At 68.0% G+C, this 14539-nt stretch carries 11 protein-coding genes and 1 pseudogene; all 12 read right to left on the bottom strand.

Going from position 1 to position 14539, the window contains the following annotated elements; all coding sequences use genetic code 11:
• Positions 1-16 precede the first annotated feature (16 nt).
• A complete protein-coding gene (locus CJZ80_RS08050; RefSeq protein ID WP_094512195.1) occupies positions 17-2206 on the bottom strand; it encodes an alkaline phosphatase PhoX in 2190 nt (729 codons plus the stop codon).
• Positions 2145-3353, bottom strand: a complete 1209-nt coding sequence (locus tag CJZ80_RS08045; protein ID WP_094512192.1) for a hypothetical protein — start codon at positions 3351-3353, stop codon at positions 2145-2147. Before CJZ80_RS08045 ends, CJZ80_RS08050 begins: the two co-directional genes overlap by 62 nt.
• Positions 3354-3428: 75 nt before the next feature.
• A complete protein-coding gene (locus CJZ80_RS08040; protein WP_094512188.1) occupies positions 3429-6311 on the bottom strand; it encodes a valine--tRNA ligase in 2883 nt (960 codons plus the stop codon).
• A 43-nt stretch (positions 6312-6354) separates the two neighbouring features.
• Positions 6355-7053 carry a Coq4 family protein gene (locus CJZ80_RS08035; protein WP_094512186.1) on the bottom strand — a complete coding sequence of 233 codons (699 nt, stop codon included), beginning with the start codon at positions 7051-7053 and terminating at the stop codon, positions 6355-6357.
• Positions 7050-7337: pseudogene (locus CJZ80_RS08030) on the bottom strand (2OG-Fe(II) oxygenase); the annotation flags it as partial. The pseudogene CJZ80_RS08030 and the gene CJZ80_RS08035, both read right to left, overlap by 4 nt.
• 234 nt (positions 7338-7571) lie before the next feature.
• Positions 7572-7748, bottom strand: a complete 177-nt coding sequence (locus CJZ80_RS15925; protein WP_094512183.1) for a HepT-like ribonuclease domain-containing protein — start codon at positions 7746-7748, stop codon at positions 7572-7574.
• A gap of 96 nt (positions 7749-7844) precedes the next feature.
• On the bottom strand, positions 7845-8153 hold the full coding sequence (locus CJZ80_RS08020; RefSeq protein WP_094512180.1) for a nucleotidyltransferase family protein: 309 nt from the start codon (positions 8151-8153) through the stop codon (positions 7845-7847).
• A gap of 196 nt (positions 8154-8349) precedes the next feature.
• Positions 8350-9009, bottom strand: coding sequence for a 2OG-Fe(II) oxygenase (locus tag CJZ80_RS08015; RefSeq protein ID WP_094512177.1), 660 nt, complete (start codon positions 9007-9009; stop codon positions 8350-8352).
• The gene (locus CJZ80_RS08010) at positions 9006-9482 is read right to left on the bottom strand and encodes a protein phosphatase (RefSeq protein ID WP_094512174.1); all 477 of its coding nucleotides are present in this window, start codon (positions 9480-9482) and stop codon (positions 9006-9008) included. Before CJZ80_RS08010 ends, CJZ80_RS08015 begins: the two co-directional genes overlap by 4 nt.
• On the bottom strand, positions 9483-10595 hold the full coding sequence (locus CJZ80_RS08005) for an inorganic phosphate transporter (protein WP_094512171.1): 1113 nt from the start codon (positions 10593-10595) through the stop codon (positions 9483-9485).
• 15 nt (positions 10596-10610) lie between these two features.
• Positions 10611-11273 carry a DUF47 domain-containing protein gene (locus CJZ80_RS08000; RefSeq protein ID WP_094512167.1) on the bottom strand — a complete coding sequence of 221 codons (663 nt, stop codon included), beginning with the start codon at positions 11271-11273 and terminating at the stop codon, positions 10611-10613.
• 71 nt (positions 11274-11344) lie between these two features.
• Entirely contained in the window at positions 11345-14533 is a 3189-nt protein-coding gene (locus CJZ80_RS07995; protein ID WP_094512164.1) for a DEAD/DEAH box helicase, read from the bottom strand.
• Positions 14534-14539: the final 6 nt, after the last annotated feature.

Raw genomic sequence — 14539 nt, 5'->3', positions numbered from 1 at the left:
CGACGGGCCGATGGGATCAGATCACCGGGTCGGTCTGGACGATCAGATCGATCTGGCCCCCTTCCACCAGGTAGCCGGAACCGTTGATGTTGCCTCCACCGAGGCTGTGGGCCTGCACGTTGGCCAGGAAGACAGTGCCGGGTGCGGCGCCGTAGATCGACGAGACATCGATGATCCCCGAAGATTCCCAGTTGCCGACACCGCTGCTGCTGGGGTCTGTGACCACACCGGGTTGGCTCTGGCCGTAGGCCGTGGGGACGGCGGTGCGGTCGATCTGGGCCCACCGCTCCGAGGGCACGCCCGTGACCGGATCGACAGGCCCGCTGGGGTTCAGCTTCCAGATCGAGGCCTCTTCGGTGCCGAAGTTGCCGTTGGCGATGTCGAGTCCACCGCCGTTGGCCCGGTCCTCCTGCAGGTAGAGGGAACCATCAGCGCTCCAGGTGAGGTTGTCGGGGTTCCGCAGGCCCGTTGTGGGGTCAGCGAGGCGATCGGCGTCATAGATCACCCGCAGGCTGCTGGAACCGCTGCTGGCCAGGCGGCCATCGGCGGTGAAGGCATCGGCGAAGCTCAGGGTGTAGACGTTGCCGTACAGGTCGCCGCTGCTGAAGTCCTTCGTGCCCGTGGAGACGAAGGCCACCTGCTGTCCGTTGAGGGGGTTGACCTCCCCGTCCTCGATGCGGCTGAGCTGCAGGGCCCCGAGGTCGGTGGCCAGGGTGCGGATCTCGGCATCGGTGAGGTCGGCGTAGCTGGCCTTACCCGCCGGCTTCTCGATCTTGACCCAGCTGCCGGCCAGGGGAGCCCCAAGGGCCAGGGCCTTGAGGTCATCCGAATCGGGACCGGCGGTGGCGTCGACACCGGATTCCGCCAGGCCCGTGGGCACGAAGGTATAGAGGGCGCCGTTGGCTTCCGCCAGGCCGTTGCGCTCCAGGTAGCCGCCGGCCGTCTTCTCGCCGACCCAGAGTCGCAGGGGAGCCTTGGCGTCATCGAGGAGCAGCACGGCGACCGTGTTGGCGTTGCCGGTGTCGATCAAGGTGGCGGATTCCCAGGTGCCCTTGCCGAAGGCATTCACCTGAATGAGGTCGTTGCTGGCCGTATCGAGGGCGTAGAAGGCGCCGCCGCCACCGCCGAACACCTCCTCACCGACGAGGAAGATCCGATCAGCGAAACCACGGCCGGCGCCGAAGCTGTTGGCCTCAACCAGGTTGGCGGAGCAGAAGCGATCGAAGCCGTTGGTATCGGTGCCGATCACCCTGTCATAGGCGAGGCCGCCGCTGAGGATCCGTGACTGGAAGCCGTTGGCGGCGTTGTCGTCGGCATCGATGTCAACGATGAAGCGGCTGATGCGGGCACCGTTGACGGAGGAGTTCAGGCCTTCGGCGGTGTAGGCGTAGCCCGCGCTGGCGCCGAGTTCGTGGTTGACGAGCAGGGTGTAGGTGCCATCGCCATTGCTGTAGGCGCCCTGTCCATCGAAGATGCCCGGCGGCACATAGACGCCGCTGCCCGGCGCGGTGCCGTTGGTGAACTCGCCGTTGGTGATCAGGCTGGAGATCGTCAGCTCCGCCCCACCGGCCACGTCCTTGAGCATGGTGGAGGTGAAGCTGCCGGCGCCGGCCACCGGGGGCGCGGCGACCAGGGCGCCGAGATCGAGGATGTTCAAGGTGTTGGACACCTCGTTGGAGACCACCAGCAGGTCCCGCCTGGTGGGGCTGTCCTTCGCGTCGATCACGAGCAGGCCCTCGGGGGACACGCTGCCGGCCAGCACGGTGCTGGTGACGAAGCTGGCCTGGGCTGGGTCGGTGATGTCGAACACCGCCAGCAGGCTGCTGGTGCCGCGTTCGGCACTGACGATCGCGTAGGTGCGGCCGTTCAGCTTCGTGACCACGACACCTTCGGGCTCGACGCCCTTGTCGTCGCTGCGGGTGTCGTCGTAGACGCCGGCGGCGATGGCGATGGTCTGCAGGGTGTTGCCGCTGTCCCAGACGAGGGCACCGGTGGTGGCATCGAAGATGCTGACGCTGCGGCTGCCGAAGGCGGTGAAGGGGGCGGTGGTGTCTTCACTGAGAGTCTTGAGTCGGCCCAGGCGCCGGGTTTCGTCGAGGTAGAAGCCCGGGGTTCCGGCGGTGCCGTACTCACGGCCATCCCCCTCATTGGCGGTGATGAAGTAATCCTTGCCCCTGGTGCTGAAGGCGGCGATGCCGTCCGCCATCCTCAAGCCCACCACGTTGTTGCCGAGAACAGGGTTGATCAGGGGCGTTCCGGTGCTGCTGCCAGCGGGGGGGGGGACCGTCCCGATCGCTGATGTCAACGAGCTGGGTGCTGAAGTCGACGCTGCCGAGGGCGAAGATCGCCTCGATCGTGTTGGTCCTGAGGTTGACCTTGGCGACACCGTTGTTCTCCTGCAGGGTCACGTAGGCGGTGTTCCCCAGGATCGAGACGTACTCGGGCTCGATGTCGGTGGCCTGGGTGGTGCCGGCTGGCCCGGAGATGCGGATCCCGCTGGGCAGGGTCAACCCGGCGAAGCTCAGGTCGGTGTAGCTGAAGGTCTCCTTGCCGGGCCTGCCCTTGATGTCGATGATGCCGATGCTGCCGGGGCGGTCAATCGCGTAGTTCGCGATCGGCTCACCCTCGTTGGCGATCACCAGCTTCTTGCCGTCCTTGCTGAAGGCGATGCCATCGGGCAGGTAGCCCACCTCCACGTCCTTCACCAGGGTGAGGGTGCCGGATCTGTCGATCCGGTAGAAGCGCACCAGCCCCTTGCCGGCACTGGTGCCGTAGTCGTTGGGGGAGAGGGCGACTGCCACGAGGTCGTCGTAGGTCGCCACCGACTGGCTGATGTAAGCGCCGAGGGACACCCGCTGGAGTAAGCCCGGTGCCAGGGGGTTGCTGGCATCGGTGACCTGCAGGGTGCTGCCGCCACCGGAGGAGAGCAGGAAGAGCTTGCCGCCCAGCCTCACGTAGGCGGAGATTTCGGTCTGGAACTGCTCAGTTGGGGCGGCACCTGGGGCCGGAGGCGTCGGCGAAAGGTCGAGGCTGGCCAGAAGGGGGTCGGCCGGTGCCGGGGGCCGGCCGCGCCCGCCACGCTCGCCGTCCCGACCACGACTGCTGCTACTGCTGCTGCTGCTGCTGCTGAGGCGATCGTCATCGCCGACGTCATCCTGCACATCGTTGAAGCGGGGCTGCCGGGAGGCGGCGAACCCTGCCGGGGACTCGGCGGGAACCTTGGGCTCCTCCTGCGTCGGGAATGGCGTCAGGGAGGGAAGCTGCGGGTTGGAGGAGCGGTGGAAGGAGCCGGAATCCTCCAGGAAGGGGAACTCGGATCGGGTCGCGGCGGTAGACACGAACGTGATCGGCAAGGGGATCCCTAGAACCCTCAGCCAGCCACGGCCCCAGCTCGTTAACGATGGCTTATGAGGGCATTAGCACGTGCATCAGGCTCCAAGATCCGCCAGCCGCTGCCGCGCCAGGGCCGCCTGGGCTTCGGCTTCGGCCAGGTTGGCCTGGCACTCGGCCACCACCTCGGGCGGCGCCTTGCCGGCGAAGTTGGGGTTGGCCAGGCGGCCGGCCAGGCCCTTGATCTCCTTCTCGGCCTTGGCGATGTCTTTCTCCAGCCGGCCGCGCAGGGCGTCGAGATCCACCAGGCCTTCGATCGGCAGCAGCACCTGCAGCTCGCCGCTCACCGCCGCCAGGCAGCGGGCGCTGGTGCTGGTCTTGCGCACCTCCACCGACGCCGCCCGGGTGAGGGCGGTGATGTCGCCGCTGCCGGCGCGCAGCACGGCGGCCAGCTCCGGCCGGCCGGTCACGAACACCACCGGCGCGGCCTGGGAGGGCTTGAGCCCGGCCACGGCGCGCAGGTTGCGCACCACCCGGATCGCCTCGATCAGTTCGGCGAACTGGGCTTCCAGGGCGGCGTCGAGGGCGGCGGCGTCCAGCGCCGGCCAGGCCTGCAGCGCCAGGAAGGTGCCCTCAGGGGCGCCGGTGAGGCCGTGCCAGAGCTCCTCGCTCAGGTGCGGCATGAGCGGATGCAGCAGCACCAGCAGCTCGTTCAGCACCTTGGCCAGCACCTGGCGGGCCACGCGCTGATCCGCCAGCACTTCAGCGCTGAGCGGCTTGCCCTCAACGGCGGGGCGGGGGTTGAGGCGCCGCTTGAGCAGCTCGATCGTCCAGTCGCACACCTCGTTCCAGGCGAACTCGTAGAGGCCTTTGGCGGCCTCGCCCAGGGCGTAGCTGCCGTAGCGCTCCGCCGTTTCGCCGTTCACCCGCGCCAGCCGCGACAGGATCCAGCGGTCGGCCAGGGTCAGCGCGGCCGGATCCGGTTCCCCCAGGCTGGCGGGCGTTTCGCCGCCCAGGTTGATCAGGGCGAAGCGGGTGGCATTCCAGAGCTTGTTGGCGAAGTTGCGCGCCCCTTCCACCGTGGCCGAGTTGCCGCTGGCGCGGTCGTAGTCGAGACGGATGTCCTGGCCGGCGCCGGCCACTTCGCGCACCAGGGCGAAGCGCAGGGCATCGGCGCCGTAACGCTCGATCAACGGCAGCGGATCGATGCCGTTGCCGGCGCTCTTGCTCATCTTGCGGTTGTTCTCGTCCCGCACCAGGCCGTGGATCATCACGTCGCGGAAGGGGATCCAGGTGTCGCGGCCGCCCACCGGCACGCCGTCTTCCTGCAGGAAGGCGCCGGCCAGCATCGTCATGCGCGCCACCCAGAAAAAGATGATGTCGAAGCCGGTGACCAGCACGCTGGTGGGATACCAGGTGGCCAGATCGGCGGCGTTCGCATCGGGCCAGCCGAGCGTGGAGAAGGGCCAGAGGCCACTGGAGAACCAGGTGTCGAGCACGTCGGGGTCCTGCTCCAGCTGCAGCGCGCGGCCCGCTGCCCGGCTGGCGGCGCCGAACTGCGCCTCGGCTTTGGACTGGGCCTCCTCGGCGTCGCGGGCCACCACGTAGGGGGTGGCGTCGCTGATCACGCCGTTCGTCTCGCTGACCACGAACCAGGCGGGGATGCGGTGGCCCCACCAGAGCTGGCGGCTGATGCACCAGTCGCGGATGTCGGTGAGCCAGTCGCGGTAGACCTTCTCCCAGCGCTGCGGCACGAAGCGAGGTTCGCCCTGATCGAGCGCTGCGCGGCAGCGGGCGGCCAGCGGCTCAGCCCGCGCGAACCACTGGGTGGAGAGCAGCGGCTCCACCGGCACCTTGCCCCGGTCGGAGAAGGGCACGCTGTGGCGGTGCGGCTCCACCTTCACCAGGAACCCTTCCGCCTCCATCGCCGCCACCACCGCCGCGCGCGCCTCGAAGCGATCCAGCCCGGCGAAGCGGCCGGCGGCGGCGTTCATCGAGCCGTCCTTGGCCATCACCGTGATCAGCGGCAGGCCGTGGCGGGCGCCGATCGCGAAGTCATTGGGGTCGTGGGCGGGGGTCACCTTGACGCAACCGGTGCCGAAGGCCGGATCCACGTGCGCATCGGCCACGATCGGGATCTGACGACCCACCAGTGGCAGCGTGATCGTGCGGCCCACCAGGGCGGCGTAGCGGGGGTCGTCCGGGTGCACGGCCACACCGGTGTCGCCCAGCAGGGTTTCGGGGCGGGTGGTGGCCACCACCAGATGATCCAGGCCGGCGGTGTCACCTGCGGCGTCACCCGCTGCGCCATCGGTGAGCGGGTAGCGGAAGTGCCAGAGGTGCCCGTCGAGCTCCTTCATCTCCACCTCCAGATCGCTCACCGCCGATCCCGAGGCCGGGCACCAGTTCACCAGGTATTCGCCCCGGTAGATCAGCCCCTGCTCGTGCAGGCGCACGAAGGCTTCCACCACCGCCTTGTTGAGGCTGGGATCGAGCGTGAAGCGCTCGCGCCGCCAATCCACCGAATAGCCGAGCCGGCGCAGCTGGCCCACGATCGTGCCGCCGCTCTCGGCCTTCCAGGCCCAGGCGCGCTCGAGGAAGGCGTCGCGGCCCAGGTCGTCCTTACTGCCGCCTTCCGCCTTGATCTGCTTCTCCAGGATCGACTGCACCGCGATCGAGGCGTGGTCGGTGCCGGGCAGGCACAGCACGTTGCGACCGCGCAGGCGTTGGAAGCGCACGATCGTGTCGATCAGGGCCGTCTCGAAGCCGTGACCCATGTGCAGGCTGCCGGTCACGTTCGGCGGCGGGATCACCACAGAAAACGGCTCGCCGGGGGCGTTGGGGTCGGGGTGAAAGGCGCCCGCCGCCTCCCAGGCCGCCTGCCAGCGGGCTTCCGTGCCGCTCGGGTCGTAGGTCTTGGGCAGGGCCTCGGCGGCAGCGGCGCCATCAGGGCTGGGGGCGGGGCAGGCGGCCTCGGGCACGGCGGGTCAGTACAGGGCAATCAGCCCATGGTCTCAAAGGGACTCAACTCAGCAGGGCCAGCTCCTCCGGAAACGGGGTCGCCGCCAGCAGCTCGTCCAGCCCCAGCCGCTGACGCCAAGCGGCGATCGGCAGCGCCCAGCCTTCTTCCCAGCGCATCGCCAGCAGGGTGGGCCCCAGCCGGGCTACCTCCAGTCCGAAGCGAATGCCATTCCAGAGGCGCTCGTTCTCCTCGGGCACCTCGAAGCCGTGGAAGATCCAGGCCGTCAATACGGCGGCAGAGGCAGGCTGGCGAAGGGCCGAGGCGTAGTACGCGGAACCCGCGGCCTCCCCAGGCACGTCCACGGGAATGGCCAGCACGGTGTGATGGAGGTCATGGGTGAAGCGCAGCCGCTGTTGCAGGTAGGCGCCGGGGCCGTCCATGCCGGAGGTGTCCGGTGGTGGTGGCGCATGCAGCCCAAGCCGATCGAACCGCGCCTGATAGAGCTGGCCGAGGCTGCCGTTCGGCAGGGAACGCAACTCCGGGGCCGAGGGCCAGGGACCCCAGTAGCGCTCAGCGGCGAGGGCGCTGAGGGCGGGATCCTCCAGCAACTGGGCCCGGCCCAGATCCCCCAGAGCCGAGCTGCCGAGGGCATCCAGCAGGGGCACCGCATGGGGGAACACATGCTCCGGATCATGGGCCGTTTCGAGCAGGGCGATGGCGGCCCGCAGGGTGCGGCGCCGGAGGTCGGGATCGATCTTCATCGTGCGGATGGAGCAGGGGCAGGGGACGACGCCAGCCGCCCCAGGTCATCCTCCTGGCTGCCGGCGTTGATCCAGCCGGTGGCGATCGTTTTGGTGTGCTCGTGGCTCATCCGGCCCCGGTGGATGTGGGAGGTGCCTGCCGGGAAGATCGTCAGGGTGCCTTTTACAGCTTCCACGTGGTGGTCTTTCCACTGGAAATCGGTGCCGCCGTCGGGCACGTCGTTGCAGGTGAGGATCCAGGCGAGCATGCGGCGGATCGGCACGGTGGCCTCCTCGCTGGTGGTCTAGTAGAGGAGGCAGATTGGCCGAGTCGACATGAATCCTTGGAATCTTCGCGATGACTTGGCCGCAATGAGTTGTGGGCGCGAGCAAGAATCATGTTGAGGCGGCTAAAGATAAAGGCGTTATCCGGCTGTTTCCGGCCTGCTCTCAAGCCCGTCTTTCACGGTATCCTCCGATTCCCTGAGCATCTCAATACATTCTCTCCTCAGCTTAGGAGCATCCTGAAGGGCGGTTTCCTAAATCGTCTCGTGGTCAACCGAGGCATAGTTGTGGGTGAGTATGTTGCGAAGCCCAATGGCTTTGCGGCCATCCGATAGGCGATTAAATCTCTCGGGTGAGAATCTTGCCAGCATTGAGGCTGCTTCGCCAATGACAATAAACTCGCGTTCTACTGCAGATCTCTTCTCGCGCAGTTTGCCATACTGCCATACGTTTCCACCGAGATGCCGCTAGGGATCGATGCAATCGAATCGCACGCATCGATGATGTCATGGAGATAAGCCGTCGTTTCACGCGGCATAGATTATCCTTTTTGTTTTCTCAATCTCGCGCGAGATGATTGCATTGCTCACTGCGCCGCTCATGACAAGATCTACCTTGGTGCCGAGCACTCTCTGCAACTCTTCAAGCATCTCAAAATAAGCATGGAATTTAGCGTGTCCACCAATTGGGGCAAATTCGACGAGGAGGTCAACATCGCTTTCGCCTGGCCGAAAATCGTCCCTAATTGCTGATCCAAACGCAAAAAGTCTTTGAACGCTGTACTTGCGACACAGCTCGGCGATGGCTTCTTCGTGATTCTCGAGAAGAGCAGTCATGTGTCACCTCTTCGGCCATTCTACCTCAGGCAACAGGTTTCAGGGATTCTGGATGTATAGAGATTGGCGCTCGTGATCGGTCGATCGCTGAGTCAGCGGATCCGATACCCACTTGCTCGGCTTCACCCATTTGAATGCTGGGCCTTGTTCTTGCTTGGTTCGTTCCATCCAACAAGGCAGATCGGATGCTCACAGCTCAACCGGCCGCCAGCCGAGCGATGTAATCCTCGCGCCGGCCAGCGTTGATCCAGCCTGTGGCGATCGTTTTGCTGTGCTCGTGACTCACCCGACCGCGATGGATGTGGGAGATGCCTGCCGGGAAGATCGCCAGGGTGCCTTTCACGGCTTCCACGTGATGGTCCTGCCAGTGGAATTCGGTGCCGCCGTCGGGCACGTCGTTGCAGTAGAGGATCCAGGCCAGCAGGCGACGGATCGGCTCGGTGGCCTCGTCGCTGGTGGTCCAGTCGCAGTGCCAGGCGTGGAAGGCTTCGCCGGGGGCGTAGCGCTGCAGGTTGAAGATCGGCAGCACGAACAGCGACTGCTCCGGCGCGCACTGGCGCAGCAGCGGACGCTCCTGCAGGTAACGCTCCAGCCCGGCGTTCACGCCGCGCACGATCACCTCCGCCAGGGCGAAGGCCTCCGGATCGCTGCGGTCGATCGCCACCAGGCTGATGTCGGTCGACACCTTGGCGGGTGTGGAGGCAGCGCCGGTGGAAGCGGCAGCATCGGCGCCGGCCTGCGGCTCGCCGAAGGCCACGCCGCGGCGCTGCAGGTCGGTGCGGCGCTCGTAGAAGGCGCAGATGCCGTCGGCGAGAGCCGCATAGCCGGCGTTGCGGTAGGTGCCGATCAGGTTCATGAGTGGGCAGCTTCGCTGGCTTGGGCCCAGGGCACGGCCACCAGGCCGTCCAGCTGCTGCCAGCCGGCAGGATCCGCCACCACCAGCGCGCTGAGCCCCACGCGGGCCAGCGCTTCGGCTACCCGCTCGGGCGGCAGTGCCCCAGCGCCAGGCAAAGGCAGCAGCACCACCTGCGGGTCGGCTGGATCGGCCAGCAGGCGCAGCTCCAGGTCCTCCAGCGTGCGCTCGAAGAAGGTCTGCCGCAGGGTGCGGGCCAGGGCGGGCCCCAGCGACGCCGCGAACTGGCGCAGGCCCTCGTCGTCGCCGCTGCAGCCGCAGTTGAGTGCCAGCCAGATCATCAGCTTGGCCCAGCTTTCGGTGGTCCACAGCGGCGGAAAGCTGCTGCGGTGCTGGCGCACCAGTTCGCCGATCGCGAAGTGAAACAGCGCCGCCTGCAGCTGTTCAGGAGCGGATGCGGTGGGAGGGGCTGACATTCAGGGTGCAGCGTGGCCTGCCGCCAACACTGCCACCGCCAGCGGCCGGCTCGCCTGGTACACCTCCTGGCCGAACACGTTCTGCACCACGAACAGCAGCACGAAACCGATCACCGCCGCGATCAGGGGCGTGGTGATCCAGCCGGAGGCGATGCCGCCCAGCACGCCCCAGCGGATCTGGCGCACCCCTTTCATGCCCTGCAGCAGGCCGATGCCCAGCACCGAGCCGATCACCGCCTGCGAGCCCGACACCGGCAGCAGCGGAATCGTGGGCAGCCCCCAGCCCGCCAGCAGGCTTTCCAGCGCCGTGGAGGAAAACAGAAACAGCACCAGCGAGTGCGACACCACCACCACCAGCGCCGCCAGCGGGGAGAGGGTCAGCAGGCTGTCGCCCACAGTCATCATCACGCGGCGGGAATAGGTGTACACACCCACCGCCACGGCGATGGCGCCGATCAGAAACAGCTGCTCCACCGACGACACCTCGAACGGCCCCAGCCGCAGCTCACGGAATGGTGAGGCCTCCACGAAGAAGCCCATCACATTGCCGATGCCGTTGGCGCCGATCGCATAGGAGCCGAAGATCCCTGCCAGCAGCAGGCCGCTGCGGGTGTTGCGATCGATCGAGAGCAGGTGGGGCTTGGTGAAGCTGATCCAGGCCACCAGCAGCTTGTACATCACCATCGCGAAGATCGCCCCGAGCACGGGCGACACCACCCAGGTGGCCGCGATCCGGCCCAACGTGCCCAGGTCGGTGGGGGAACCGCTGAACAGGTTCCAGCCGATGATCGAGCCCACCACCGCCTGGCCGGTGGAAGCCGGCAGCCCCACGGCGCTCATCCAGGCCACCGTGAGTGCGGCCGCCAGGGCGGCGGTGAAAGCCCCCGGCAGGGCGTTGATCGCGCCCAGCTGGCTGAGCCCCTCGGCGGCGCCGCTGCCGCTCGTGACCGCCCCGATGATCACGAACGTGCTGCAGAGGAAGGCGGCGGTGGGGAAGCGGATCATCCGCGTGGCCACCGCGGTGCCGAAGGCGTTGGAGGCGTCGTTCGCGCCCATCGACCAGCCGAGGAACAGGCCGCTGGAGAGAAAGATGAGCGTGACGATCAGGGCCATGGTCAAGGCGGCGGCTCAGAGGGATCGCTTGATCGCGAAGATGGAGAGGTCGTCGCCGATGTTCTCCGCCTTGTCGGCCAGGCCATCGAGCATGGCCGCCGTTTCCCGCAGCAGCGTGCGCTGCTCGAAACTCAGATCGGCCGCCACGATCCGGCGCTTGAGCTTGTAGGCGAGTCGGTCGGTTTGGTCCTCGAACACCCGCACCTCGTTGAGGTGGTCGCGCACCGCCGCCGGGGTGCGGAAGAAGGTGCGCGCCGCCACCAGCACGGCCTGCACGCCGCGGACCGCCATCGCCGTGAGCTCGGCGAAATCCGCGCCGAATTCCGGCAGCCGCTGGGGCTGCACGATCATCAGCTCCTCGAAGTCGTCGCCCATGTCATCGAGCAGGGCGAACAGGCTGCCGAGCAGCCGCAGCACATCGCCGCGGGCATCAGGCAGCAGCATCTCGGTGTAGAGCATGGTCACGATCGTGCGGCGCAGCTCGCTGCAACGCCGTTTGATCTCGGTGAGCTGGTTGAGCTTCTCCAGGCAGATCGCTTCTTCTTCACTGCCGCATAGATAGGCCTTGAGGCCCAGCTCCCCCACGATCACCCCCTCGGCGATCTTGTCGAGGAACTCGTCGATCAGGCCTTCCAGGAAGCGGGTCTTGCCGAACAGCGGTGGAGTCTCATTCGCCACCTGTCACCCTCTCCCCGATCCAGCCGTGCCTGCACCGTACCCGCTGCCGCCGAGCCCGACCACGGCGCCGCTCAGTCGTCGAGGGCCACCAGGTCGCGCAGCTGGCCGGGGTCGAGCCCGCCGAGCCATTCCTCGCCGCTGCCGATGATGTCTTCGGCCAGGCGGGATTTCTCGCGGATCATGCGGTCGATCTTTTCCTCCACCGAGCCGCTGGTGATGAACTTGTGCACCATCACCCGGTTGGTCTGGCCGATGCGGTAGGCGCGGTCGGTGGCCTGGTTCTCCACCGCCGGGTTCCACCAGCGGTCGATGTGGAACACATGGCTGGCGCGCGTGAGGTTGAGGCCCACCCCACCGGCTTTCAACGACAGCAAAAACAGCTGCGGGCCGCGCGGATCCTCCTGGAAGCGGTCGACCATCGCCTGCCGCTCGCTCTTGCTGCTGCTGCCGTAGAGGAAGGGCACCTCCTGGCGGAAGCGCTGCTGCAGGTGGGCCTGCAGCAGGTGGCCCCATTCGGCGAACTGGGTGAACAGCAGCGCCCGATCGCCCGCTTCGATCACCTCCTCCACGATCTCGTCGAGGCGTTGCACCTTGGCGGAGCGGCTGGCGAAGCCGTTGCCCACGCCGGTTTCCTTCAGCGCCAGCGCCGGGTGGTTGCAGATCTGCTTCAGCCTGGTGAGCAGCGCCAGCACCTGGCCGTGCTTCTGGCCCAGCGGCGCCCGGGCGATGGTGTCGAGGCTGTCGTCCACCGTCTTGCGGTAGAGCGTCACCTGCTCCGGCGAGAGCCCCACCCACTCGTTCAGCTCCACCTTTTCGGGCAGGTCGGAGATGATTGATTTATCGGTTTTCAGGCGCCGCAGGATGAACGGCCCCACGCGCGCCTTGAGGTCGCGCAGGGAGGCGGTGTCGCCGTAGCGCTCGATCGGCAGCCGGTAGCGCTGGCGGAAGAATTCCTCCTCGCCCAGCACGCGCGGGTTGAGGAAATCCATCAGCGCCCACAGCTCACTCACCCGGTTCTCCACCGGCGTGCCGGTGAGGGCGATGCGGAAGCGGCTCTGCTTGCCCGCCCGCGCCAGATCCCGCGCCGACTGGCTCTGCTTCGAGCTGGGGTTCTTGATCGCCTGCGCTTCATCGATCACCATCCCCTGCCAGTCGATCGCCGCCAGCAGTTCGTTGTCGCGTTGCAGCAGGCCGTAGCTGGTGAGCAGCAGATCCACCCCCTTGAGCGCCTTCTTCAGGGCGGCGTCGGTGGCGGGGCGGCGCGGACCGTAGTGCTCGCGCACCTCCAGTTCGGGCGTGAAGGCCGCCGCCTCCCGCTTCCAGTTGGTGAGCACGGAGGTGGGCGCCACCAGAAGCACCGGTCGCTTCAGCTCCTGCTCCGCCTTGAGGTGCTGCAGGAAGGCCAGCAGCTGGATCGTCTTGCCCAGGCCCATGTCGTCGGCCAGGCAGGCGCCCTGGTCGAAGCGGTGCAGGAAGGCCAGCCAGCCCAGGCCCCGTTCCTGGTAGGGGCGCAACTGCCCGGCGAACCCTTCCGGGGCGGGCAGCGGATCGGGGGCCTTCTGCTGGTGGTATTGCTCCAGCACCGCCTGCAGCCGTGGCCCCGCCGTGAAGCGGTGCACCGGCAGCCGCTGCAGCGTTTCCCCTTCGTTGCCCGTCACCCGCAGGGCGTCGTCGAGGCTGAGCGGTGGATCGAGGGCGCAGAACTTCTCGGCGTTGCGCAGATCGCCGGGCCGCAGCTCGATCCAGGCCCCCTTGTGCTGCACCAGCGGGCTGCGCTTGCCCGCCAGACGCTCCAGATCGCGCAGGCTCAAGGTGACGCCGCCGATCATCAGCTCCCAAGTCCATTCGAGCGATTCGCCCAGGCTGAAACCGCGCGAACTGGGCGGCAGATCCGCCGTGATCGAGAGCCCCAGGCGGCTGGCCAGGCCGCCGCTCAGGCTCGGCGGCAGCACCACGCCCACGCCCACGTCGCGCAGGCGGGCGGCGGCGGTGCGCACCAGCACGAAGGCTTCGGCGGGGGTCAGCGCCATCTGCTCCGGCGTGGCCGTGTCGAGGCCGCGCTCGATCGGCTCAAACACCTGCAGGGCCCGCCCCAGGCCCTCCAGCAACAGCTCACCCGGCTGCTGCACGGCGATTTCGCCCAGCTGCACGGTGCCGGCTCCGGCCGACCACACCGCTGTCGCCGCCATTTTTAGGCTCGGGTCGGCTTCCCCCTGCAGGCTGAAGCGCAGCGGCCAGAGCTCGTCGCCTTCCGCCGGAATCTCCAGCTCCAGGCAGGTGTGGGCCGGCGCCACACGGCCGGCCACCGCTTCCCGCCAGTGGTGGGTGGCGGTGGCGAGCCGTTCCGCGTCCTCCGCCGACAGGTCGAGCCGCCCATCGCCGGGGCCGAGTGCCCGCTGCCAGGCCGCCAGCAGTGGATCGAGCCCTTCGGTGGCGGGGGTGAAGCTCTCGCGCATCTGGCCATCGAGCAGATCGGCGAGGATCGCCACCACCCGCAGCCGGCCGGATCCCGGCCGCCAGCAGGCCAGCGGCGCGGCGCCATTCCCGACGCCCATGCCGGCACCCAGGCCACCGCCAGCACCTCCGCCACCGCCAGGGCCGTTGCCGGAGGGGGCCAGCGCCGCCACCGCCACCTGGGGCAGCTGCGCGGCCAGATCTTCCAGCCGGCGACGATCCTCCTCACGGTTCAGCAGTGGCACCCAGCGGGCCCGGCCACCTGCGGCGCCGGCGCTGGGCTCCACCTGGGGCAGCCAGCGGCCGCGGGCGATCAGGCTGAGCGCCCAGCGCTGCAGATGGCTCCACCAGCGCAGTTCATCGGCCAGATCGGGGTGATGGCCGGAAAGGGGCAGCTGCCCCAGCCAGTCGGCGGCGGCGGCGGGCTTGAGCCAGAGGCCCTCCACCTGCCACGGCCACCAGCTGAGCCCTTTCGGGATCGGCTCACCGGCCTGCAGCGGCAGGCCACTCCAGGGGCCGCTGGCGCTGCTCTTGCTGCCGCGGGCGTTCTGGCTGCGGCTCGGCAGGGTGAGGGTGGCCACGGCGGGGCGGAAGGCCTCCGACCAGAGCTCGTGCTCCTCCAGCCAGGCGCCCAGGTCGTCCTGGTCGAGGCTGAGCGGGTGGGGCTCTGGCGTTCGTTTCGGCGTCACCGGCGCCGCCACCCGCCAGGTGTCGGCCCAGATCAGCAGACCGGGCCGGTCGAAGCTGCCCACCGTCGCCCCTGCGGCGATACCGGAAGTCAGCCAGGTGGCATGCAGCAGGCTCATGGCCGG

The organism is Synechococcus sp. MW101C3 (genome assembly GCF_002252635.1).
In the GTDB taxonomy this organism is placed as follows: domain Bacteria; phylum Cyanobacteriota; class Cyanobacteriia; order PCC-6307; family Cyanobiaceae; genus MW101C3.
This window is presented reverse-complemented; position numbering and strand designations above follow the sequence as displayed.